Here is a 24,559-nt window from a genome sequence, read left to right as displayed (position 1 = left end):
TGGTTCTTACAGACACTTATGAATGTTACTTTTTGCTGTGTAAGAACACATATGCGCTTAATACTCTCTTTCGCGAGTAACCACCCTTCACTTGGGCTCTGTAAGAACCTATTGGTTCTTACAGACACTTATGAATGTTACTTTTTGCTCTGTAAGAACGCATATGCGCTTAATGCACTCTTTCGCGAGTAACCACCCTTCACTTGGGCTCTGTAAGAACCTATTGGTTCTTACAGACACTTATGAATGTTACTTTTTGCTCTGTAAGAACGCATATGCGCTTAATGCACTCTTTTGTGAGTAACCCGGCTGTACTCGAGCTCTGTAAGAACCTATTGGTTCTTACAGACACTTATGAATGTTACTTTTTGCTCTGTAAGAACACATATGCGCTTAATGCTCTCTTTCGCGAGTAACCACCCTGCACTTGAGCTCTGTAAGAACCTATCGGTTCTTACAGAAACTTACTATTGTTACTTTTTGCTCTGTAAGAACACATATGCACTTAATGCTCTCTTTCATGAAAATAAAAAGCAACATACACACGCTTAAATTCCTAATGGAACCATATATAATCCTGTATCCCCGTCGTTTTTCATCACAACATCAACGCCATACGTTTGCTTAATCGTTTCCGCTGTCACGACTGTCTCAGGCATACCTTCTCCTACGATGCATCCTAATTTCATTACAATAATATGGTCGCTGTATCGAATGGCCTGATTCATATCATGCAGGACCATTACTATCGTAATTCCATGCTTGCGGTTCAGCGTCTTTACTAACTCTAATATTTCGATTTGATGATAGATATCCAAATACGTCGTTGGCTCATCCAAAAATAACAGCGAGGTTTGCTGTGCCAGCGCCATTGCGATCCAAGCTCTCTGCCGTTCGCCGCCTGATAAATGCGCTAAACTTTGCTTTCGCTTGTTCAGCAGATTCGTGCAGCTAAGTGCCCAATCCACGGCTTCATCATCTAATTCGCTCTCTTGTCCCCACCGACCCCGATGCGGCAATCTACCGAAGCTAACCAATTTCTCTACAGTCAAATCTGCAGGCGCTTCCTGCTGCTGATGCACCACGGCCAGCTTCTTGCCAAGCTCCTTCGGCTTAAATTGCGCGAGCTTCTTTCCATTCAGCAGTACCTCACCTTCGCTTGGCCGAAAATTTTTCGCCATTACACCAAGCAGAGTTGACTTGCCGCAGCCATTTGGACCAATGATCGTCGTAATCCGGCCTTCCGCGATACGGCAGGTTATTCCGTTCAAATGGAAAGTTTTTTTGTCATATGAAAATCTTATTTCATTAATGTCCATGGACGCGTTCGCTCCTTCGCAGCAAAAAGATGAGAAAAGGACCGCCGATAACTGTCATGACAATCGAAGCTGGAATTTCTGTCGGAGCTAAAAGAGTACGGCCAAGCGTATCCGCAGTCAAAATGAGCCATGCTCCGCCAATCGCAGAGAAAGGCAGCAGCACTTTATGGTCTGAGCCAATGAGCAGCCTCGCGATATGTGGGACGAGCAAGCCTACAAACACGATTAACCCGCCAATCGCTGTTGCAACAGAAGCCAAAAGCACGGCAACAACCGAAACGAGCAGCCTTACTTTCATAACAGACATACCAAGATTTTGAGCGGTTCGATCCTGCAAAACAAGCGTATTGCACCATGAGCCAAGCAGCATCGATAGTAATAAGCCTACACCGCCATACAGCGCCAACATATGTACATCATCCCAGGTTTTCATTGTAAAAATAGAGGAAATCGCTTGATTCACGCTAGTTACCGCGTAACTGCCGCGATAATTAAAAGACTGCCCCAGACCTGTAAATGTAGCGTTAACCGCCACACCAACCAGAATAAGCCTCAGTGGGCTAAGGCCTGAACGCCAAGAAAGCGAATAGACCAATAGACAAGCTATTGCTCCTCCAACAAATGAAAACAGCGGCATCCAAAAAAACAATGCTGGGAATATCGTTACAAGCAGCAAAGAAACCAAGCCTGCCCCTGATGAAATGCCGATAACACCTGCGTCCGCCAGCGGATTGCGCATTACGGCTTGCAGCAGTACACCAGACACGGCTAGCGCAGCCCCTGTCAGTAAAGCAACGATTATACGCGGCAGCCGCAGGTCGCGAACAACCTCTACCTGTTCACTTGGCGAGCCAAGCAACCCTTTCATGAGTTCAACAAATCCAACGCTGATGCTTCCAGTCGTCATGGAGTATACGATGGTTGCCAGAAGGAGCAGCGTAATTGCGATGAAGCTGAATATCGTTTTTGGCATGAAAAAACATCCTTATTTATAATCCTGATAAAGCATTGGAGCGAGCGCGGTTAGTGCTTGTACAACAGCCAAATTTCCCGTCGTGCCAAATAATGTTTCTTCCAGATCATATACACGCCCCGTCTTTACCGCTTCAAAATGCTTCCAGATATCATTTTTTTTGAATTCTTCATCAAACATTTTTACAACCTCAGCCGGCATCCCATGCGCTGCTCGCAAAATGACATCCGGATTCGCCTTCTGCAAATATTCCGTATTGGAAGCCAAAAATTCAACCTGCTCGCCCTGCACGATATTTACTCCCCCTAGCAAACGAACAAGATCGCCGATGTAAGAATGCTCCGTCGCAACCAAATAACTGCCGGGCACACCAAGCAGGATCAGCACCGTCGGTTTTTCTTTACCTTCTGTATTCCGAGTGATGGCAGCCAGCATTTCCTTCTGTTCATTTACGATTGCAGCAGCCTGTGTTTCTCGCCCATACCGTTCTCCGAGCGTTGTAATTTCAGCTTGCATGCTGGAGATACTCGTTAAATTCAGGAAATCAGCCTTTAGCCCTGCACTCTCAAATACAGGCTCCAGCTCATATTGCAGCGTTGAGACAGACAGCACCTCCGTCGGCTTCAAGGATTTAACCATTTCTATATCAGGACTCATTGGATTCCCAACTTTAGTAACGGTGCTGTAACGCTCAGGCAGCGTTTTTACGCTTTTTGGTATTCCAACTAAATCAAGCTCAAGCGCGTCCATAATTTGTGTAATAGCTACGGTCGTTGACACGATGCGCTGGCTAGACTCCTCGGATACAGTGCCCGAAGCCGCTACTTTTGCCGAAGAGTTTGCAGATGACGCAGCAGTTGGCGCATCTGCCGAGCCGCTTCCCGCTCCAAGCGATCCGCAGCCTGCCATCATCGAAGCAAGAAACAGCAGGGATAACCCCTTTATAAATCGATAGAGCATTTCCTTCTTACCTCCTTAAAAACAGCACAGAGGACACCCGTTAATCAGGGTCCTCCTATGCCAACTGTTTAAATCACCCGCTTCAAGCTCTGCAACAGCTGGAGCCTTCCTTGCTGCCTCTTATGCCGTTTTAGCTTTTTCTTGCTCCGCTGCTTTCGCTTCTAAATAATCGACAGCACGCAAAACGAGAGTAATCGCCTCAGCTCTTGTTGCGGACTTCGTTCCGCCGAACTGATTTTGATCCAGTCCCTTAATTAATCCGTACTTCACGGCCGTAGCAATGTATGCTTTGGCGTAGGAAGGAATTTCCGCTGCATCTGCAAAATTAAGCGAATCCGCTGCTTCCAGCGGCAAATGAAGTGCTCTTACGATCATGACTGCAATTTCCGTACGGTTTACGTTTTGCGTTGGACGGAATGTCTGATCCTCATAGCCATTAATAATGCCTGCTGCTACCGCTTGCTCGATAAAGGACTGTGCCCAAGTAGGAATGTTTTTCATATCTGCAAAAGCAGTTGAAGCGTTCTTGCTTTCCAGCTTCAGAGCTCTGCCGAGAATAACCGTCCACTCCGCGCGATTGACCGTTGCATTCGGTTTAAAGCTTCCATCCGGATAACCCTGAACGATGTTTAGCTTCAATGCGCGATTAATGGCTTCTTTCGCCCAGTTGTTTGCTAAATCTTTAAATGCAGCCGTTGCATCTTTGCCAGCCAGCTTATCTTTTTCCTCTTGTTCCTTTTTCTTTTTCTCAATTTCTTCTGGCGTCTCTCTTGGAACGACAGAGCCAAATGAATCAGAGTCCCAGCTTGCTACTGGCGTTATTGCGCCAAGCTGAATTTGAATGCTGTATTCATGATGGTACTTCACTTCAGGCCAATCAATTTTCACCCAGCCATCCAGCTTAGCCGGTAGATCGGCTACTGTAAATTGTACTCGTCTTGTGTTAGCGGAAGCATCGGATTCGATCGTTGCTGGCGTAGAACCGCCAATCGTAAATCCGGTAATTTCCTTGCTTTGCTTTAGATTCACTTGTACAAGCTTCACACCATTTTGCACGAGCAAACGAGCAGGATGAGCTACATATTCATCCATGACTGACGTTTGTGTTGTACCTTGTTTTAAAAACTGAATATCAATCAAATACTTGCCGTCCGCAAGTGCTCCCGGTTCTGTTGGTTTGACCGGATCAACAACGACAATTTTTGTCGCTAGGAAAGCACGAAGCGCTTGATCCAGCGTGCCTTCTGCATCAATGAGCTGCTGCTTTGTAGACAATATGCTGTTTGCGACAGCGTTCGCTGCTGTAATTGCACTTAGCAGTGTATCTTTCGCTGATTGCGGATATTGCTCGGCACCTGTACCTGCAGCTGCTCCATCATGAGCCGCCTTTGCTGCCGCAATAGCTGCCTTCAATACTGCAGGATCGCCATTGTCAAACAACAGACGAATGTTATGAGTCGCATCATAAGGTTTGCCTGTACGTGGATCAATTACGTTTGGCATAATGATTCTTACTTGCCCTGGCACAATTGCCGTTAAATCATTCACTTTAAATTTGATAACCCTCGTATTTTCCGTCTTGTTTTCACTGACAACGGTCACATCTGTAAGTATGCTGTTTTGAGCAACTTTAAACTCTGTAACGATGCTGCTGTCCTTTATTGCAAAAGATACATAAGTCTCACCGTTATTGGACGTAACAGATGCTGGCTTGAGGAAGTAACTGTCCATGCTCGATAACGCTGCATTTGTAGCATGCAGGGCCGCGAAAGAAATATTGCGAATCTGGCTTCCATTAAAAACCTGAACAGATTTCTCTAAAATCTTTGCCGCATTTGCAATTTCTGGACGTGTAGAATTGAGTTTCTTTCCTGTTTGTTCAGCTAATTGAATAGCAGAAAGCAATGATTCTTTTGCTGCCGCCTCATATTGCCCTGTAGCCGTTCCAACAACTGCGGAATCATGCAGTTGACGCGCTGCAGTGATCGAAACGTTTAAGGCATTAAGATAATTGGCATTATAGCTGAAAAGTACTGTTCGCTTCTCTGTACCAATTGTGTACTCTAGTTTTGATAAGCCTTGATAAATAGAATCGTCTGCCTTCTGATGTCTTGCCGCAAACTGATAGGCCTGTATCAGTCCTTCATAGCCCTTTTGGATGAGCGTTTTATAACCTGTCAGCGTACTAGAGGAAATCTCGCCGGTTGCGCTTTGCCCATATAACGTTAATTCAGGTGCGATTTCCATCGGCTCTGCAAAAACAACGTGAGCATACGCTTGAAAATAAGGCGCTGCCGATTGAGTAAACATACTTACTTCTGTTTTGAAATCTTTATTGTGTTCGGATATTTCTCCTGTTACAGGGTCCAGCACAAGCAGCGGTAATATCTCCTTCTTGTACTGCTGGTTTTTCAAATCCTCCACATTGGCAGTCAACACATTTAAAGCATTATTTACGGCTGTTTGAGATGCTTGCGGATCAGCAGCAACAGTCTGAGCGTCCGCAATCCATTGCCCAAGCCTTACGCTCGCTCCAACCGAATACTCACCATCTGTTAATACAGCATGAGCGGCTGAAGCTCCATTTGCTGTCCCTATATTTTTCACCGTTGTCGCAAAAACAGTAATTTCTTCTAAGGCACGTACCAAATTCACTTTATTTACAGTAATACGCGCTGCCTCGTGCTTCTTTTTGCCCTCTTGCAGAACAAGGTAAGCAGCCTTGATCAGCTCTTGATTGGAACCGCCAGCGCTGTCGGCAATGCTTCTTGCCTGAGTGATCGTATTTTGAAAAGTTGCTTTGGAGCCTAGCAAATAGAAGCCATCGCCAGTTCCCTCCGTTGTTGTACTTAGGAGCTCATTCGAAACTGTAAATAAAGCTTCGAGCTGCTCCAAAGTTACAGCGCCAGTCTCACCGCCACCATTGCCTCCTCCATCAACAGGCAGACCTGTGATATCTAATTGAAGCTGAACATTATACCAATTATCATAATTTACTGAAGGAATAACGATATGAATCAAAATTTCTTGTTTCTCTTGCAAGTTCTCAATATCATAGCTAACAACGACGTGATCCGGATCTAATCCGTCCCCTGCTGGCTGAGCAGCAACGACTTGATACCCTTCTATGCCGTTGATTGTGTTCCCATTGATTACTGCTTTATCTTTTCCTGCTAATTTAGCCGAAAAATGTTGAAAGGAAGTATACTGCGTAACCTCATGCTGAAACTTTGCACTGCCATTAGAAATAATCAGCTTGCCTGTGCTCGGATTAAGATAATCGTTAATAATCGATCGTTCATTGCTTCCATCCTTCACATAAAGAAAAGGAACACTATACTCCCCATTTGGCGTTACACCCGCCGCTGCACTCACAGGAAAGGCCGACAGCAACAATACGAGCGCCATGAGTAGCGCCGTCAATCGGCGAAATTTCATTTGCATTTCAAAAAACACTCCTTCGTCATTTAACTGCTTTCGCTTATGTACCCTAGCATTTTGAACAGGAGAGCGAAACATGCCGCAGCATTGCTCTCCTGTTATTTTTAAAGCGCTATTCTAACCGTAGAGCTCGCTGATGCTTAAACGCTCCAATTGAATTGGATTGTGTGAACCGTATTGTAGCCTTCAAATCCTGGTGATGGCGGAACGACAACGTGGATTTTGGCAACTTGATTCGGTGTGAAATCAGCCACTTCAAATGTAAATTCAACGTTGCCGCCTGTATAATTAGCAGCTGCATAGCTGTATGTTCCAGTAGCAGGATCTTGCACTTGCAAGTATTGAATGAAGCTTGAACCAGAGAATGTAACCGTTGTCGTTGTGCCATTGCTAGCTACAACTGCATCGCCTACTTTATAGGCATCAGCATAAGAATTGGCTGTATCTCCCGCGTTGCGAACGACATAGCTTACACCAGTACTCGCGAAAGCAGATGGAACAACTAGAGCCAGAGCCATTACGAGCATTAACATAACGAAACTTGTTTTTTTCATCGATTTTACCATTTAGAACACTCCTTATTTTTTAGCGAATTTGGTTTTGCGCAAAAGAATATAGGCTACTCCGACAACAATAATGATTAGGGAAATAACAAGCGGTGACAACACGCGCTTAGAAGAAGCCGAATCTGACAACTGCTGCGCAGCTTCACCTGTAGCAGGTGTATCCATATCAGCTCCCGCAAGCTGAACATCGGCCTTCGGTTCTTCATGAACAGCTGTCTCAGCAGAGTCGTCAACTTTGGTATCCTCTGAAGACAATGGCTCTTGTGTAGATGGGGTTAAAGTCTCCTTAGGCGATGATTGCCCTTCAGCTTCAGCCGCTATCGGACTAACGGTTGGAGCAGGCGAAGCTTCGACCTGTATCTCTTTCTTAGAATCTTCTTTTTTAGAATCGACCGTTTCAGAGCTCGGCTTATCTACCTCAACCTTTGGTTTTTCTGTCACCTTATTTGTGATTTGAAGAGCTGTTTTACCTGTCTTTGCTTCGGTCTCTTTTTTTGGTTCTATTGTGGTTGCTGCTGGTTTCTTTTCTTCTTTGACAGGGGCATCGGCTTTGCTGATCTGCTTCAGACTGCTAGAATCGAAAACTAGTCGAATCGTGTAGCTGTGATCATAATCAATATCCTCTACCGTTACGTGGATCTTGGACTCTAACGGCGTTGTAAGATCAGCAATTCCGAACTTAACAATTCTCGTATTGTCAGCTTCGTTGCTAGATACAATTGCCGTATCTATGTACCCGCCGTCACTCGGAACTTTATATTCCGTTACCCATGAGCTATGGTTTATTTGCAGTTGTACCTGCAAAGCTCCTTTGGTCACAATCAGCTTGGCTGGTTTTTCCCAATAGTCATTTGCCATCGATACCGATTCATCTTCGGCTTTCTTGACAACATAGTCTATCGAGTACGTACCATCAGCCAGTTCAGCTGCATGTGCTTCAGGTGCAAACGGAACAACGAGTAAAGTAATCATGATGAAGAAAGCCAGCACTCCAAACTTGCGAATAATTCTCTTCTCCTCCTTTACTCCTGACATCCAAGCTCGCAGCAGATTATCCGAATGGCTCTCTCTCAAATCATGAATATGATAATCATTATCAATTAAAATTTATTTTGATTATGATAATCATTATCATTCGACAATTAAAAAAAAGCAATCTGCTGCAGAATGCATCCCCATTTCACGAAACGCCATTCTCAGGAATGAAACTATCATGCATGCCCACAATTTGTCAACACAAAAAAAGAAAATTAGCTATTTTCTAAATAATTCCTTTTTAGGTATTGACGTCCTCTGTTTTTAAGCATTATACTCTCGAAGAGATCATTGAGACTGATTATCAATACCATTTAGCTTGGAGGTACTGCAATTGTTATGAAAACTTGTCTCCCCCTATTTGCTGTGCTTCTGTTGCTCGTTTTTACAGGATGCAGTATCGGCAAAAGCAGCTCTTCAGAAATGAGCGATGGAAGTCTGATAGTAAAAGACTTTGCTGGACGCCAAATTGCTTTTAAGGAACCTCCCGCCAAAATTGTTGCTCTGGGCAGCGGCGAAGCTGATATTGTGGCAGCTTTAGGAGGAAATCTAGTCGGCCGACCTACAACATCCGCTCAGCCCGTTAATCGGGCAGTCCTCGAAGCTGAACAAATCGGAAATGCTCACGAGGTTGATTTGGAAAAAATAGCATTGCTTCGCCCTGATGTCGTGCTTGGCAATTATCCATTGAATGAGAAAGATATTCCCGTTCTTCAAGGAATCGGTGTACAGCTCCTGTTGACGGGTGCCAACTCCATCGAAGACATTAAACGCCAGATTGAGCTGATAGGCCAACTTCTTCGCAAAGAAGAGCAGGCAAAAGCAATTATCGCCAACATTGTTGATAAGATTGCTGTTTATAAACATACCGATGTAACCAACAAGCCGCGAGTGCTGCTTGTATATGGAGCACCAGGTACATTCATGGCAGCACTCCCTAATTCCTTGAGCGGCAACATACTCGAAACCGCTGGCGGAGTAAATATCGCTTCGGATTATCCGAGGCTGCAAAGCTTCCCGCAATACGCGCAGCTAAACGCAGAACGTGTTGTTGAAGCAGACCCCGACATCATTTTTTTCATGACGCATGGCAATCCGGAGGAAATCAAGAACAGCTTCATTCGTGAAATGGAGACTAATTCTGCATGGAGCAGCATATCCGCCGTCAAGCAGCAGCGTATTGAAGTGCTGCCGCAGGACCTGTTCGGTACTAACCCTGGAACTCGTGTGATCGAAGCACTTGAGCTTATGGACCGCTTGCTGAAAGAAGTGCCTAACTGAAAGGATGCTAAATAAGGATTATGAATAAAGAAACACGTACAAAAAGACGTAAGCTGGCCTTCATCATCTCACCTATATTTCTGCTTTTAAGCGTTCTTATCGGGTTAATATCTGGGTCAATCACGATTCCACTGCACGAGATATGGAGCATTCTTATCACAGGCGATTCATCAGCTCACTACGTAATATTACTTGATCTTAGGCTCCCTAGAGTATTAATTGGTTTGTTGACAGGCGCATGCCTTGCTGCATCCGGAGCAATTCTGCAAAGTGTCATGCGCAATCCGCTTGCTGATCCCGGCATTATTGGCGTATCGGCAGGTGGCGGTCTCGCTGCTGTCATTACGATGGTGATGCTGCCGCAATTCAGCTTTTTATTGCCAGCTGCTGCTTTTGTTGGCGCCCTCTCTGCAAGTCTAATTATTTATTTTCTTTCTTGGGATAAAGGTGCTTCACCTATTAAGATTGTATTAGCCGGTGTTGCAGTAAACGCGCTCGTGGGGGCCGTTATGAATGGCGTGATGGTCGTTTACAGCGACCGGGTTCAAGCTGTGCTTCCATGGCTTTCCGGCGGATTAAATGGACGAAGCTGGCATCATTTCAGCTTTATGCTGCCTTACGCGCTCGTTGGCCTCCTTCTTACGATACCAGCGGTCAAATCAGCTAATCTGCTGCTGCTCAGCGACGATTCTGCTCGCTTGCTGGGACAAAAAGTGGAGTTGCRGCGGCTTCTGCTTATTCTCTTATCTGCTCTGCTTGCAGGAATTGCAGTAAGCGCTGCAGGACTTGTCGGCTTCGTTGGGCTGGTTGTGCCCCATATGGTCCGCCTTCTCATTGGAGACGATTACCGTTATTTGCTGCCAGTATCCATAATAACCGGTGCTGCTCTGGTCGTCATTGCCGATGCCGCGGCTCGTTCCTTATTCGACCCTGTTGAGCTGCCGGTTGGCATCTTATTAGCTTGCATCGGCGCACCGTTCTTTTTGTATTTGCTGAGGAGGAGTAACTGGCGATGAAGGCGATTCAAACCCATTCGTTAACGCTGGAAGCAGGCATGTTCAAGCTGTCCGATGTTAATATGGAAATCCCTAAAGGTAAAATAACTGCGATAGTCGGGCCAAATGGCTCAGGAAAATCAACGATGCTTAGATTAATCTCGGGTCTGCTGACTCCAGATAGCGGCAGCATTCTCATTAATGAGAAGAGTACGAGCGATTATAAAAGACCCGAATATGCCAAAAGTCTTTCCATGCTGACGCAAGCCAAAGATATGCTTCCTTCGCTGACCGTTCGCGAGCTGGTCGCTTATGGGCGTGCTCCTTACCAAAAAAGCTTCCGTCAGCGGCTAACTACGGAGGATGAACGTATCATTGATTGGGCATTGCGGGCAATGCGCATTCGGCGGCACGAAGACCGAATGTTTCATACCCTCTCCGGAGGCGAGCAGCAAAAGGCGCGAATCGCCATGGCATTAGCGCAGCAGACCGAAATTCTTTTGTTAGATGAGCCTACTACCTATCTGGACATGTGTCATCAGCTCGAGGTGCTGGAGACACTCGCCAAAATAAATCGGGAACATGGAACGACGATCGTTATGGTTCTGCACGATCTGCAGCAGGCAGCCGCTTATTGCCATTATATGATTGCAATGAAAGAAGGAGAGCTTGCTGACGCTGGAGAACCACGAACCATCATTACGCCTCGTTTCATGCGCTCCGTATTTGATTTGGATGCGAGAATCAGCTTTGCTGAACGTTATCCCATTATCATTCCTATACCCAAAACCGAGGAGGAGGAAGAAACGATGATCATTGTGACGAATGTATCGCAAATTACGAAGGGCGAAGGAGAAAAGCTTGTTGAACGTTTTGATCGGGTAGGCAAAGTCGAGGAAATGGAAGGATTTCTTGGACTTGAGGTGCTTCTCACGCAAAACCTAAAGGACTACGACGAGGTTTCCATCGTTACAAGGTGGCAATCCAGAGATGATTTTAACAACTGGACAAAAAGCGAGGCGTTTCGTGAATCTCATTCCCATCGTAAAACGCCGGAATACATTCTATCTAACAAAATTATGTTTCAGGAAGTCAAAGTCAAGCGCACTCCGCTCCCTGCCGCGGAACGCAGCGATGAGCGGCTTGCCCAATAAGTTTCCTTCTTAACAAACAAACAAGACAGCTATTCCTCCTCTAAACGAGGCGGCTGCTGTCTTGCTTTTGTCTGTTCATTTTTTACGAGCTTTTCCGGCTGCTAAGTGAATGCTAGACCTTTTACAAGGATACTAGCGTCCCGCCTTCATTGGCAGAGCGCAGCTCTGCTTCAATGATTTCAAGCGTGCCTACCGCGCTCTCAGGTGCACAGATCGAAACTGGCTGCCCAGCATGAATAGATTCAATAAAATATTTGATTTCACGATAATAACCCATATCCTCAGACAATTCAGCGATAAAGCCTGGCGCATCATTTGGATTAACTTTCACTTGCCCATTTTCAAAAACGAGATTTCCGCCTTCAAAATTAACGCGATACGTCATGGCGAAGCCAAAGTCGCCTTCCAGCGTCCAATCTGCCTGAGCATTCAGCACCTTGCCGTCTGGATAAATATAATGAGTAGACACGACATCATAGCCGCTGCCTGGAATGACATTGCGTGCAATCGTTGATACCTTCTCAGGCTTGCCGAATAACCAGTGAACCATGTCTGCATCATGAATGTGCATGTCCAGTAAACAGCCTCCGCTTTTGCTGCCATCCAGAAACCAACCCTTTGGCGCGGCAGAGCCTCTGAAGAAATAACCGCCCGTAACAGCTCCATAACGGCCATCCTCTACGCAAGCCTTCAAGTATTCATAAGCTGGCCAGAAGCGCAGGCATTGGCCGATCATCAACGTTTTTCCTGTGCGCTCTGCTGCATGTGCCATGCGCCAGCCCTCCTCTGAACTTCCTGCCACAGGTTTCTCGCATAATACATGCAACCCTCTCTCAAGCATTGAGCAGGTTAAATCAGCATGCAGATTAGTAGGCAGCGTAATATCGACGATATCTAGTTCCTCGTTCTCTAGCATTGCAGCAATATTATCGTACAAACGGTAAGGCGCAAGATCATAGACGTCCTGCTCTGTCGCGATGTTTCCTGACGCTTTTCCTTCCTTCAACTCCTCGATCAGCAAATCGCAAATCGCTACGAGCTGAACAGGAGCTCCTTCCTTAGCAAGACGGACATAATTGTCAAAGTGCATCCGACCCATAAATCCAAAACCGATTAAACCAACCTTTAACATATTAAAAACCTCCTAATAGTTTTTGAGTAGATGAGTTCTAACGTCCTAATATGGCATCCATCGCTTTTGAAGTGTTAAAAATGATTTGTTCGGAATGATGATTGTATGGCGGAATCATTTCTCCAGTTACATAATTGTCATAGCCAATTGCATGAAGCGCCTGCATGACAGCTGGGTAATCAACATCACCTGCTAATAGATCAACAAAGCCATGCAATCCGCCTGCTTGACGGCGGTAATCCTTGAAGTGTACCTTCTTGATGCGATGACCCAAAATACGAATCCATTGCTCAGGATAACCATTATGAAGCGCATTGCCGACGTCGAAATACGAGCCTACAAAACTCGAGTTATGCGCATCAATGAAGGAACGCATCTCAAGCGGCGATAACAAGAACTTGTTCCAAACATTCTCAATGCCAATCGAGACACCCGCGCTCTCAGCAAACGGAACAAGCTTCCCGATCGCTTCCAGCGCCCGGTCATATGCATATTCGTAGTCAGCAACTTCACTGCCCGGTATAAAGTCAACGCCTACAGCGCCTGGAATGACCAAAATGGTATCCACGCCGAGAGCCGCTGCAAGCTCCAGCTGTTTCTTGCACACATCGATTGCTTTCTCGCGTGTAGCCGCGTTTTCACTCGTCATTGGATAGGACCAGTACAAGCCTGTTGCTAAACCTGCAATTTCCAGTTCATTTTGCTGCAGTTCGTTTTTGATTTCTTGAATCTCTTTGTCGGATGCTTCTAGGCTTAGCTCGCCCGTCTCGTTCAATGACAGCTCGATTCCGTCAAAACCTGCTTTTTTTGCTGTACGAATGTTTTCTGCAATGGAAGAATCACCTTTGAAAGACCAAATATTAATCCCTTTTTTCATGTTAAACCCTCCTACATTTATGTTTTAAATAAATAACAGCCTGCCAAATTTACGGGGAAGATGAAAGTTTATCGCTTTGGTAGCCTGCCAAGCCTGGAATTCACGGTTGCCGTGTTTATCCTCATCAATTCGGTAAAAATTCACTCTCCAGCTTAATCCTTGCTCGAGAGGCTTCTTGAAATTCTCAACCGGAATATGCACAAAATAAATCCGTTCAGCATCGCCACTCGTTTCAACAGTCGTCTGAATACCCTCAAACCTCCATGCTAAGTCCGTCGAAGTGATCTCGGCTTCACCATCATTCGTAATCAGAGCATCAAAAACAACATTGTTCGGACTAACTTCTAGCTCTAGATAACGATGCCCAGTCCCATCCTCATCGATAAACAGCTCAACGACATCCTGCTCATAAAGCGGCTCATCGCGTTTGGTAAAATTAGATACAACATGTGAATCCTTGCATAAATAGCGAATATGCAAATAGTTCTGGCTCCAGCATGCTCTTACTTCCGTACGCTCCTTAGGCTGCATGGCAGTGACCGTATCAACCAATTCAATCGCATCGAAGCTATCCCAATGGATAGCGCCAAAACCGGCGTCTTCAATGCTGATCGGCACTTGCCTGCAAAGATAGGTTTTACTCTCTTGAAACGCAGGAACCTCCATTTGTTCAAACTCCTTTTTAGATAATTACGTTATATTGAATTTGCTGCAACTACATGTGATAATACGTTTATAATAAACGATTATTCTTAAAATTTATTTAGCTAGAATAGCGATTTTTTGGACAATTCCGTTCTCTTTTTTATTTTCTTAATGAAAGGAGCCTACCGCTTGGAAAAGTCTGAATCTCCCTTTCCACGCATTCGTTCAACTCCATTTCGCGAGTGGTCGCCCAGCGTCCACTACGCGCAGTTCCAGCGCTTGCCAACGGGTGCTCTGCCAAGACGTAGATTGTATGATTACGAGCTCCTGTACGTGTGCCATGGAGAAGCAGCGACGACCATGCATGGGCAGCGCTATAAGATTGAAGCTGGTCAGCTTATCTTTTTGCCCTCTGGCGTCTATCACCAAAATGAAGTCGTTTCCAGCCCAAACGCTCGATTTCTCGGCATTCATTTTGATTTTTTTGACGAGCTCGATATTCAGACAGAGGCTGACATGGTTGTGAACGAAGCTGCTGTTTTGCCGCATAAATTCATTTATGAGCCTTATGTGGAAGGGTTGGCTCCCTTATCCGACCATCCAGTCTACACGCCGCCTCTCGTATGTATACAATTAATGGAGCAGCTTGTTCATGAATTCACTATGCGTCCTATTGGGTATGAGTTGGTTTGCAAAGGTCTAATGCTACATATATTGGCCCATTTGCTGCGTTTGCCCTCATCTCGATCCGCTGGACAATCCTCACTTCATGGAGGCAGGATTGCCGAGTTAATGGAGGAAATAGAGGCATCACCTGCTGCCAATTGGACAAACAGAACGATCGCAGCAAAGCTGAATTTGAGCATCGACCATACCGCGAAGCTGTTTAAGCAAATCGCCGGCATGCCTCCGAGCGAATATGTTCAATCGATACGTCACCGTGAAGCTAGAAGGCTTCTTCGGGAATCCGAGCTTTCAATCGAAAACGTCGGAAGCATCGTCGGCTATTCCGATATCCACTACTTCAGCCGGATATTCCGCCGTCATGAAGGAATATCTCCGCGTGAATATCGGAAATTGTCCAAAATATTATAAAAAAAGAGCTCTGTATAATGAAAGCCGAATACCTACAGTGGTGTTCGGCTTTTAACTTTTCTTCATGTTTGGACAAACTAAAAAACACTTCTTTGCTTTGTCCATTGAGTACAGCTCGTATATCAATTACGATAATGCATATCGATAATGATTATCATTATCTTATAACATCTATTGGGGGAGAATTAAAATGTATCAAGGAACAAAATCAGCCGCACTTTTGGCTACATTCGCACTAATGGGAACCCTATTGCTAGCCTGTGGCAGCAATTCAGCAAATTCGGGCAATACAGAGAGTCCAGCTGCTGAAGCAACAAAAGCACCTGAAGCAACGGAACAAACAGCCGATACCACCCGCTCCTTCACCGACTGGTCGAAGCATGAGGTAGAAGTGCCTGTTACTCCGCAGCGTGTTATCTTTCACGGTGAAACTACCGGTGATTTGCTTGCGCTAGGCGTTAAGCCGATCGGCGTCATACAGGATATGATTAAAGGGACGGTATTTGAGCAGCAGCTCACTGGTGTCGAGGACGTAGGTTTTCCGCTCAGCGTCGAGAAATCTTTAACACTGCAGCCTGATCTTATTATTTTCTCGAATTCGGACGAACAGCAGTATGAGGTTATTTCAAAGGTTGCTCCAACGGTAACGTTCAACTCCTTCGCCACGCTGGAGTACAGGATGCGTACGCTAGGGGATTTGTTAAATAAGAAGCAAGAAGCTGAGGATTGGCTTGCAGAGCACGCGGTCAAAACAGTAGATATGTGGAAACAAATTCACGATAGCGGTATTAAAGAAAGTGAAACGGCAGCCGTATTTACAATGTATCCTGGCAACCGCCTGTTTATTATGGCTGGCACTGGGCTACCGCAATTTTTATATGAGAAAGGCGGCTTAAAGCCAACGCCTATCATCCAAGATCTCATTGATAAGGAACAAGGTTTTGCAGAAATATCTTCTGAACTTCTGCCAGAATATGCGGCTGACCGCATCTTCATTCTGAATCCAGTTGCTCCTGAGGCGCAGCAATCCACGAACGAGCTTATGAAAAGCGATTTATGGCTCAAGCTCCCTGCCGTGAAAAATGGACAAGTGTACAATTTTGATTTGCTCAAAGCTTCAAGCGACGCGCTTTCTAGAGAATGGTTGTTAGAAGAGCTGCCAAAAGCACTTATTAAAAAATAAATGCTGCTTAACGTCTGTTGAAATAGAAGAAGCTCTTCAACTACGGTTGATAAGCTTCTTCTATTTGTTTATAATGAAATTAATTGATAACGATTCTCAATACTGAAATGAGGCTACAGCCATGTCTAACTTAACGCATCAGACTTTACCTCTGCGCTCCTTAAGCTTCCATTTTGTAGATATGAAGCTGTACAGCCATACAGAGGGTGAAGTATTAGCGGAGAAAGTGACTTCCTGCTATACGATGCTTATATCGAGGAGCGGCAGAGGCAGACTGTTTATGGGTAATGAAAGTTCCCTTTTCTCGTCATACAGTTCTTTCCTTTTATCCCCGAACACCGCATATCAATTTGAAAATATAGGCGACGGCAAATTGGAATATTACCTCATCTCTTTCCAGATCCTTCATTTGCTGAACCAAGGTCCAGTGTTTTATACAGAGCAGCTATTTCCGAACCGTCAAGAGCTGCGCGTTTATCCGCTCGTACAATGGATGGATTTGCTGAGCCAGCTTTATACCGGAATTACGGACTGCGATAACATTGAAGCGCATCGTCAGCAAACGCATTTTCAGAAGCTTATCGGATTTGTTCTTGAACATAACCTGCAATTCGACTCGATGAGCAGCTCCACGCAAACCGTTGAACAAACCATTCAATATATGCAAAATCATTTTCAGAACCGAATAACGGTCAAGCAGCTCGTCGATATGGCCAACGTACCTGCTTGGCAGTTCACTTCAATATTCAAGGAGCTGACTGGCAAGAAACCGCTTGATTATTTGAATGAGCTTCGTATCAGTCGGTCCAAGGATTGGCTAATCCATACCGACAATACTTTGCGCGATATCGCAGATCGTGTCGGCTTTACCGATGAGTATTATTTTAGCCGCCGCTTCCGTCTTATAACCGGCTTTTCTCCAAGGCAATATGCCCTATCAATGCGCCAAAATATACTCGTTAAGGATTGGGACGGTCACGAGGTCAGCATTCCCGCTCAGCCCAATCGCATTTTTTATTGTGGTGAAAGTATCGGAGATATGAATACGCTTGGCATTCAGCTTGTAGGAAGCCATATGATCAGCAAAGGCGAGCCTTTTCGTTCGGAACAGGCTTCTGCTCTAGCGCCTGACTTAATAATTTTCGACCATTCTAATGAAAGCTTGTACGCACAAATGTCAGAGCTTGCCCCTACGCTTACCTATAATTCACGCGGGTCACTCGATGAGAGACTGCTCATGCTTGGAGAGTGGCTGGGCAAAAAAAAAGAAGCCCAGCAATGGCTTCTTCATTATAATAGCAGTACGTTATTGATGTGGCAGCAGCTTCAGGCGCGCATTCGGCCTAACGAAACAGCTTCTGTCTTTATCTATCATCGGGGAGAACGTTTATTTGTCATGGGCAATATCGGTTTATCCTCTATACTGTACCATCCAGACGGTTTCCGGCCTACAGGGAAAGTTCAAGACATTCTGAATTCTGGAAGACCTTATAAGGAAATTACAGAAAAAACCATCCAACAATACGCAGGCGACCGCGTATTCATGATGCTTCCCGAAAATGAGGAGTCCAAGGCAGCCATGGAGAAATTAGTGAACAGCCCGATCTGGAGAAACCTTCCTGCTGTCAAAAATGGCTTCAGTTACGTGCTCGACGAACGCGACTGGAATCAGGAGGATGCTTCAGCAAGGGATAAGCTGCTATTGCTTCTCCCCGAGCTGCTAAACCAAACTTCATAAATCCCTTTATGCGCCGAATTGAGCTTGGTGAAGCCTGCTGTAAGCACCACGCGCGTCGAGCAATTCATCATGATTGCCTTGCTCGGCAATCCCTTGCTCAGCTACAACTACGATGCGGTCAGCATTCTTGATCGTAGCAAGACGATGAGCGATAACAAGCGTCGTTCTGCCGCGGGACAGCTCAGCAAGCGCTAGCTGAATCGCCGCTTCCGTCTCGGTATCCAGCGCGGATGTCGCCTCATCCAAAATAAGGATCGGCGGGTTCTTCAGAAACATTCGTGCAATGGAGAGCCTCTGCTTCTGTCCTCCCGACAGCTTAACCCCTCTCTCGCCTATCATTGTATTCAATCCCTCAAGCTGCGACAAGATGAGCTCCTCCAGCTGCGCTTGACGAGCGGCTTGCATAATTTCTTCCTCCGACGCTCCGAGCTTGCCGTAAGCAATATTTTCTCGAATCGATCCATCAAAGAGGAACACATCCTGCTGCACAATCCCAATGTTGGAGCGCAGTGATTCAAGCGTCATATCCCGCAAATCAATGTTGTCGATCGTAATCGATCCTTCTTCGACATCGTAGAAACGCGGAAGCAAGCTGCATAACGTTGTTTTTCCCGCTCCCGATGGACCTACTAGAGCTACCGTCTCTCCTGCGCGGATCGATAGGCTGAGGCCTTGCAGCACCTTGTCCTTATTCTCATAACCAAACGTCACTTTGTTAAACCGAATATCACCTTTGAGATGGCTTACTACTTGTGCATTCGGCGCATCGGCAATATCAGGTTCCGTTTCGAGCAATTCCAAATAACGTTTGAATCCGGCTATTCCTTTTGGATACGTCTCAATGACAGAGTTGATCTGTTTAATCGGACCTAAAAAAACGTTCGAGAGCATAACAAATGCGATAAACTCGCCATAGCTCATATCGCCTTGAATAACGAACCAAGTTCCGCATACAAGTACAAACAAAGAAATGAGCTTCATTAGAATAAAGCTGATTGACGAGTTCCATGCCATCACGCGATATGCAATGAGCTTTGTCAAACGGAAACGACCGTTATTTTCAGCAAAACGCGCCATTTCATGCTTTTCGTTCGCAAACGCTTGAACGACACGAATGCCGCTCACGTTATTTTCAACGCGTGCATTGTAGTCAGCGATATCAGAAAACATCCGATTAAAGGCTGCTGACATTTTACGGCTGAAGTACAGCGACAAATAAATCATAAGCGGTATAATAATAAAGGTCATTAACGCAAGCTGATAGTTAATGCTCAGCATAATACCGAACGCACCAGTCAGCGTCATTAAAGCAATAAACAAATCCTCCGGCCCATGATGGGCGATCTCTCCAATATCCATCAAGTCATTTGTCATCCGGGATACCAGATGTCCTGTCTTGTTATTGTCGAAGAAACGGAAGCTCAGCTTCTGTACACGATCAAACAGCTGCTTGCGCATATCGGACTCGATGTTGATTCCGAGCTTATGTCCCCAATAGGTAACGACATAATGCAGTGCAGAGCTGAACACATAAATGACTAATAGTCCGATACAAGCATACAAAATCCATCTCCAGTTGCCGCTCGGCAATAGATCATCCACAACCCGGTTAACGGCAAGCGGAAAAGCAAGCTCAAGCAATGCAGCCAAAATGGCACATGAAAAATCTAAAATAAACAGCTTTTTGTAGGGCTTGTAATAAGCAAAAAAACGACGCAGCATATCCAGCTTCCTTCCTAATCTATTTTTATCAYACAATCAATGATAACCATTATCATTTGTGGCTAATCTATCGTAGAACAAATCGGTAAGGGGAGGCAATGGACAAATGTGATCATTTTTTTGTACAAAATGAAGCAGGCGTCATCCATGCGATGTCATTATTTTGTAGATGTCATGTCCTTTTCTCACCATTTCATGCCTAATACAGCTGTGCTAAAGTAGAATCACTACAATGAAAAGAGGGATATTGAAATGACAAGAACGATACGAATCGGAATAATAGGAAGCGGCGGTATTGCAAGAGCCCATGCTTCAGCTTATAAAAAAATGCCTCTTCACGTGGAAATCGTGGCGGTGGCAGACAGCATAGCAGGAAAAGCGCAAGCTTTTATCGATCAAGAGGAACTTGTAAACGCCGTTGCTTTTGACGATCATAAGAAACTATTAGAGCTTGACCTAGACGGCGTCAGCATATGCACACCAAACTTTGCGCATTCTGAAACTTCAATAAACGCTTTGAATGCAGGCAAGCACGTGCTCGTCGAGAAGCCGATGTCTGTCACACTCCAGCAGTCCATCGATATGGTCGAAGCCGCTGAACGCAGTGGAAAAATTTTGACGGTAGGCTTCCAGCCGAGATATGATCCCAATATGTCGTTGATTCAAGAAATTGTTCAATCGGGAAAACTTGGTAACGTTTACTTTGTTGAAACAGGCGGCGGCAGACGGCGCGGTATGCCTGGCGGCACTTTTATTTCCAAAGAGCTTGCAGGTGCTGGCGCAATGGCTGATATCGGCTGCTATTCGCTTGATATGGCGCTTAATGCGCTCGGCTATCCTAAGCCGCTTACTGTATCGGCTTATACATCAAATCATTTTGGAACAAACTCGAAATACCATCGTGAAGCGGCCAACTTTGAAGTTGAGGATTTTGGCGTGGCAATGATTCGTCTTGAGGGCGACATCGTTCTCAATTACAAAATCAGCTGGGCTATGCATATGGATTCATTAGGTGCAACGATGTTCCTTGGAACTGACGGCGGCCTTAAAGTCACACCAGCAGGCACAGGCCCTTGGAGCGGTGTTTGGGATGGCAGCGTAGGCAGCATGACGCTTTATCACGATGTCGTTGATCAGCATATCCATTCGACTATTCCTGTCATCCAACATGGACTAAACTTGTTTGATGAGAAAGTAAGAGACTTTGTTGCAGCAATCGCAGAAAATCGTCCAGCTCCTATTCCTGGAGCAGAAATTTTGTACAACCAAGCGATTATCGACGGTGTGCTCCGTTCCGCTGCAAGCAAGCGTGAAGTTACAATAGAGCTGCCTTAAGCTCATTACAAAAAATGGCGGTGCAAGATTACTCTTGCCCGCCATTTTTGTATTCTTTTCTAAGCTTTCGACCGCAAGCAGAAAATAACAAGCAATCATTTCGGCGGGTATCCTTCCATACATTAATCTATAACCTGTTAGAAGGAAAGGAGCCTGCAATGTACAGCAATCAAATTTACTATACCGCTATTCCCATTCCCTGCAAAAGCGTGTCCACGATTGAAGTTTTGGGCGAAGGGATCGTTACAGCTGCTCCAGATACAGCCTTGGTCATCCTTGGTGCTGTTACCGAAGGCAAGGAGCTGCAAGCGATACAAGCTGAAAATGCACAAGTTACAGCAGATATCATACAATCCCTTCTCGATCTAAGCATCCCGCGCGAACATATCCAAACGAATGATTATCGTATCGAAATGATGTATGATTTCCCGGACGGGAAGCAAGTCTTTCAAGGCTACAAAGTAACTCATCTCCTGCAAATCACCATCGATCAAATTGCACTTACTGGAACCGTAGTAGATACCGCCGTTTCTCACGGTGCCAATACAGTCACTTCCATTCAGTTCTCGGTTTCCGATAGAAAACCGTTGGAAAATGAGGCCTTGTCGCTTGCTGTCCAGAACGCCCGACTGAAGGCTGCTGCTATCGCAAATGCATTAGGAACGTCCATTTCTGGAGTTCCCAGCAAAGTTCAGGAAGTCTCAAATTCATCTGAACCCTTCCCTATCCAGAGAACCTTCCAATCCGATGTTATGGTCACACCAATCGAGCCTGGACAACTGAAGATTTTTGCGGCTGTTCGTGTATGGTTCGCGCAAATCACATAAAAAAAGAAGCCGCTCCATCCCGGAGCGGCTTCAACCCATTCTAATTATACAGATGAAATAATACCGCGGTTACTATTTTTTGCGAAGTTGATAATGGACTCATATTGCGTTTTAGCAATGCGACGGTCAGACATGGGAAGCTGAGGATTTTTGACTATCTCGGCTAGTTTCTTAAGCTCATGCATTTCCTCAGTTGTCACTTTGACCGTTATTTTCCCCACACGCTCCACCCTCCTTCGATATTTTTGTAAAAAATCGATTAGTCAAGCAAAAACGCCTTCGGCGTCCTTTAGACGCTGAAGTAGCTTTGACGGTGAAATATAAGATAAGTATGAGAAAATGATATACTTTCTTATATTTAAGCAAAAGGATTATCAGCTATGGTCATTATACGCAAAACTTAAGTAAACTTGCATGTTATTTCGGTGGCGTTTGCGGATTTGAATCATCTATTTCTTCAGGAAACAAATCAGCAAACTCTTTGTTCTGCTTGCTCTTCAGGTAAGATAAGCCTGCGTAGCCTGCCAGCAATGAACTGCTCACGACTGCAAAGTTGTCCGATGTATTGGCCATAGCCAGCGCTGTTTTTGCTAATATGCCGGTTCCGATTGCGATCAGCAAATCGCCGAGAAAGCCGAGATCAAAAAAAATCTTTTTTTTCGCATTGCTGTGATCTCTAAAGCCGATGACAAAAATAACAAAATAATAACAGCGCTGAATCCACTTTACTAACCAATTTGAAGAAAGGGATAATCCTTCTTCATCATATTCTATGACGAGTTTCGGCATTTCGATAATCCCATTTTTCACAAAATGTCCGATGAGGCCGCCTACTAAGCTCATGGAGATTGATAAGCCAAACACCTGAATAAAGGCTTGAAAGCTTGAAATAACCATCGCCGCATGACCACCTTTCAACAACACTCGTTTGGCAGCACTTTTTGGCACTACTCTCACTTTATGTTGCTGATGCATGGTTCACGACTATTATTTTTTGGTTCCATCCTCAAAAAGCTCTAACAGCATGTTTGGAATGGAGCCGCTTTGATTGTTCATGATCAGACGAAGCATCTCATCGCCCAGATCATCCTCACGCTCTTCTTTAATGGCTGCGATCTCATTATGCAGTCGCTCCATCTTCTGATCCAGCGCGGATGCAGAATCTGCTGCTTCTTTTAGTTCATTCAGTAAGCGAGGAGGTATCGCCTGTTTATATTTATAATAGATTTTGTGCTCCAGGCTCGCCCAGAAATCCATCGCTATCGTTCGAATCTGAACTTCTACACATACATTTTCCACTCGATCCGATATGAACACCGGCACTTCAATGAGCAAATGCAAGCTTTGGTAGCCGTTTGGCTTCGGATTTTTTATATAGTCTTTAACCTCCAATAAGGTCAAATCACTCTGATTGCTTAACATGTCGCTAATCCGGTAAATATCAGAAATAAAAGAGCAGGTTATTCGCAGGCCTGCTATATCTTTAATGTGATTCCGAATGCCGTTAAAAGAAAGCTCGCTTTGCTTCCGATATAGCTTTTCAACAATGCTCTTAGGCGACTTTAGGCGCGAGCTTGTATGCTCAATCGGATTGTATTCATGCAGTAAATGAAATTCTTCCTTTAATATTTCGACTTTTGTCTCAAGCTCTTGAATCGCAAATTTGTACATCATTAGAAACCGTGTGATTTGCTGCTTCATGTCTTTCATTTTTTGCATTTGATCCATAACCATACTTCCGTATTCCCCTTCCAATTCTTGCTGCTGAAATGTTTCGATTAGATCCCGCTAATCATCAAGCGATGTAAATATTCGTCTCAAATGCTCCAAATCCTCTTGCGAGATCCTCTCACTCATATATCGGATAATAGCATCATCATTTTCATTAAAAGCCTTCACAAATTGTTTGCCTTCATCTGTAATTTCCAAATAAACGACTCGTCTATCATTCTCGCTGCGATTTCTGCGAATAAGCCCTCTTTCCACGAGCTTGTCCCCGATGAGCGTAACCCCGCCCGCAGTAACCAAAAGCAATTCAGCTAGGTCCGTTGACTTCATGGGACTTTGTTTATCTAAATGTTGAAGCATTCTTGTTTGATTAATGGAGAAGCTGCAATCTATTCCTTTATACCATTCGGTTTTTAATTTTTTGTAAACAACCTTTAATTGCGGAAACAATTCTTTCCATTCCTCGTAGTTGTTCATGTTCCACCTCATTTCTGTTGTTTTGTTGACTTCCTGTCATCATAATAACTATAATTACGTAGGTAACCTAATTACT

General features: G+C 44.9%; 22 protein-coding genes. 8 read left to right on the top strand and 14 right to left on the bottom strand.

The annotated features are described in order from the left end of the window. Positions 1-548: 548 nt before the first annotated feature. The 6 genes from AB4Z45_RS12190 to isdC form a co-directional block, all read right to left on the bottom strand. Positions 549-1,319: an ABC transporter ATP-binding protein gene (locus AB4Z45_RS12190; protein WP_441909520.1), complete on the bottom strand. Its 771-nt coding sequence runs from the start codon at positions 1,317-1,319 to the stop codon at positions 549-551. After that, the gene (locus tag AB4Z45_RS12185) at positions 1,309-2,292 is read right to left on the bottom strand and encodes a FecCD family ABC transporter permease (protein ID WP_441909519.1); all 984 of its coding nucleotides are present in this window, start codon (positions 2,290-2,292) and stop codon (positions 1,309-1,311) included. Before AB4Z45_RS12185 ends, AB4Z45_RS12190 begins: the two co-directional genes overlap by 11 nt. A 12-nt stretch (positions 2,293-2,304) precedes the next feature. After that, on the bottom strand, positions 2,305-3,252 hold the full coding sequence (gene isdE, locus AB4Z45_RS12180) for a heme ABC transporter substrate-binding protein IsdE (protein ID WP_441909518.1): 948 nt from the start codon (positions 3,250-3,252) through the stop codon (positions 2,305-2,307). Positions 3,253-3,372: 120 nt separating this feature from the next. Further along, positions 3,373-6,696 carry an NEAT domain-containing protein gene (locus AB4Z45_RS12175; RefSeq protein WP_441909516.1) on the bottom strand — a complete coding sequence of 1,108 codons (3,324 nt, stop codon included), beginning with the start codon at positions 6,694-6,696 and terminating at the stop codon, positions 3,373-3,375. Positions 6,697-6,833: 137 nt separating this feature from the next. Continuing rightward, positions 6,834-7,259, bottom strand: coding sequence for an NEAT domain-containing protein (locus AB4Z45_RS12170; RefSeq protein WP_076270885.1), 426 nt, complete (start codon positions 7,257-7,259; stop codon positions 6,834-6,836). A gap of 12 nt (positions 7,260-7,271) precedes the next feature. Further along, positions 7,272-8,294 (bottom strand): heme uptake protein IsdC, encoded by a 1,023-nt coding sequence (gene isdC, locus AB4Z45_RS12165; RefSeq protein WP_441909514.1) that lies wholly within the window; start codon positions 8,292-8,294, stop codon positions 7,272-7,274. A gap of 339 nt (positions 8,295-8,633) precedes the next feature. On the opposite strand from isdC, the gene AB4Z45_RS12160 reads away from it, so the two are divergent. The 3 genes from AB4Z45_RS12160 to isdG are packed head-to-tail and all read left to right on the top strand — an operon-like array spanning position 8,634 to position 11,724. Further along, the gene (locus tag AB4Z45_RS12160; RefSeq protein ID WP_076270887.1) at positions 8,634-9,575 is read left to right on the top strand and encodes an ABC transporter substrate-binding protein; all 942 of its coding nucleotides are present in this window, start codon (positions 8,634-8,636) and stop codon (positions 9,573-9,575) included. 20 nt (positions 9,576-9,595) lie between these two features. Further along, positions 9,596-10,591, top strand: coding sequence for a FecCD family ABC transporter permease (locus AB4Z45_RS12155; protein ID WP_441909512.1), 996 nt, complete (start codon positions 9,596-9,598; stop codon positions 10,589-10,591). Beyond that, the gene (gene isdG / locus AB4Z45_RS12150; protein ID WP_441909510.1) at positions 10,588-11,724 is read left to right on the top strand and encodes a heme oxygenase; all 1,137 of its coding nucleotides are present in this window, start codon (positions 10,588-10,590) and stop codon (positions 11,722-11,724) included. Before AB4Z45_RS12155 ends, isdG begins: the two co-directional genes overlap by 4 nt. Positions 11,725-11,845: 121 nt before the next feature. Here isdG and AB4Z45_RS12145 read toward each other — a convergent pair whose 3' ends face one another. The 3 genes from AB4Z45_RS12145 to AB4Z45_RS12135 are packed head-to-tail and all read right to left on the bottom strand — an operon-like array spanning position 11,846 to position 14,399. Further along, complete coding sequence (locus tag AB4Z45_RS12145) at positions 11,846-12,856, bottom strand: Gfo/Idh/MocA family protein (protein ID WP_441909508.1); 1,011 nt, start codon at positions 12,854-12,856, stop codon at positions 11,846-11,848. Positions 12,857-12,893: 37 nt separating this feature from the next. Further along, positions 12,894-13,733, bottom strand: coding sequence for a sugar phosphate isomerase/epimerase family protein (locus AB4Z45_RS12140; protein ID WP_441909506.1), 840 nt, complete (start codon positions 13,731-13,733; stop codon positions 12,894-12,896). Between the two features lie 24 nt (positions 13,734-13,757). Beyond that, a complete protein-coding gene (locus AB4Z45_RS12135; protein ID WP_441909505.1) occupies positions 13,758-14,399 on the bottom strand; it encodes a carbohydrate-binding family 9-like protein in 642 nt (213 codons plus the stop codon). A gap of 168 nt (positions 14,400-14,567) precedes the next feature. Here AB4Z45_RS12135 and AB4Z45_RS12130 point away from each other — a divergent pair, with 168 nt between their 5' ends. From AB4Z45_RS12130 to AB4Z45_RS12120, 3 genes are all read left to right on the top strand, one after another. After that, complete coding sequence (locus AB4Z45_RS12130; protein ID WP_441909504.1) at positions 14,568-15,473, top strand: helix-turn-helix domain-containing protein; 906 nt, start codon at positions 14,568-14,570, stop codon at positions 15,471-15,473. 190 nt (positions 15,474-15,663) lie between these two features. After that, on the top strand, positions 15,664-16,656 hold the full coding sequence (locus tag AB4Z45_RS12125) for an ABC transporter substrate-binding protein (protein ID WP_441909502.1): 993 nt from the start codon (positions 15,664-15,666) through the stop codon (positions 16,654-16,656). Between the two features lie 121 nt (positions 16,657-16,777). Beyond that, on the top strand, positions 16,778-18,394 hold the full coding sequence (locus AB4Z45_RS12120; RefSeq protein WP_441909501.1) for a helix-turn-helix domain-containing protein: 1,617 nt from the start codon (positions 16,778-16,780) through the stop codon (positions 18,392-18,394). A gap of 6 nt (positions 18,395-18,400) precedes the next feature. Here the strand turns inward: AB4Z45_RS12120 and AB4Z45_RS12115 are convergent, their stop codons facing one another. Continuing rightward, entirely contained in the window at positions 18,401-20,116 is a 1,716-nt protein-coding gene (locus AB4Z45_RS12115; protein ID WP_441909500.1) for an ABC transporter ATP-binding protein, read from the bottom strand. Between the two features lie 252 nt (positions 20,117-20,368). On the opposite strand from AB4Z45_RS12115, the gene AB4Z45_RS12110 reads away from it, so the two are divergent. Both AB4Z45_RS12110 and AB4Z45_RS12105 read left to right on the top strand, forming a co-directional pair. Continuing rightward, the gene (locus AB4Z45_RS12110) at positions 20,369-21,451 is read left to right on the top strand and encodes a Gfo/Idh/MocA family protein (protein WP_441909499.1); all 1,083 of its coding nucleotides are present in this window, start codon (positions 20,369-20,371) and stop codon (positions 21,449-21,451) included. 158 nt (positions 21,452-21,609) lie between these two features. Further along, the gene (locus tag AB4Z45_RS12105) at positions 21,610-22,278 is read left to right on the top strand and encodes an SIMPL domain-containing protein (protein ID WP_441909497.1); all 669 of its coding nucleotides are present in this window, start codon (positions 21,610-21,612) and stop codon (positions 22,276-22,278) included. A 44-nt stretch (positions 22,279-22,322) separates the two neighbouring features. Here AB4Z45_RS12105 and AB4Z45_RS12100 read toward each other — a convergent pair whose 3' ends face one another. The 4 genes from AB4Z45_RS12100 to AB4Z45_RS12085 form a co-directional block, all read right to left on the bottom strand. Continuing rightward, the gene (locus AB4Z45_RS12100; protein ID WP_161807520.1) at positions 22,323-22,499 is read right to left on the bottom strand and encodes a hypothetical protein; all 177 of its coding nucleotides are present in this window, start codon (positions 22,497-22,499) and stop codon (positions 22,323-22,325) included. A 196-nt stretch (positions 22,500-22,695) separates the two neighbouring features. After that, positions 22,696-23,253 (bottom strand): hypothetical protein, encoded by a 558-nt coding sequence (locus AB4Z45_RS12095; RefSeq protein ID WP_144376882.1) that lies wholly within the window; start codon positions 23,251-23,253, stop codon positions 22,696-22,698. Between the two features lie 12 nt (positions 23,254-23,265). Further along, positions 23,266-24,006: a GTP pyrophosphokinase gene (locus tag AB4Z45_RS12090; protein ID WP_430054410.1), complete on the bottom strand. Its 741-nt coding sequence runs from the start codon at positions 24,004-24,006 to the stop codon at positions 23,266-23,268. A gap of 60 nt (positions 24,007-24,066) precedes the next feature. After that, complete coding sequence (locus AB4Z45_RS12085; protein WP_441909496.1) at positions 24,067-24,483, bottom strand: MarR family winged helix-turn-helix transcriptional regulator; 417 nt, start codon at positions 24,481-24,483, stop codon at positions 24,067-24,069. Positions 24,484-24,559 lie beyond the last annotated feature (76 nt).

Origin of the sequence: Paenibacillus sp. MCAF9, from assembly GCF_052114265.1 — a bacterium.
Taxonomy (GTDB): Bacteria; Bacillota; Bacilli; order Paenibacillales; family Paenibacillaceae; genus Pristimantibacillus.
Note: the sequence above shows the minus strand (reverse complement) of the source record. Positions and strands in the feature narration are given on the sequence as shown.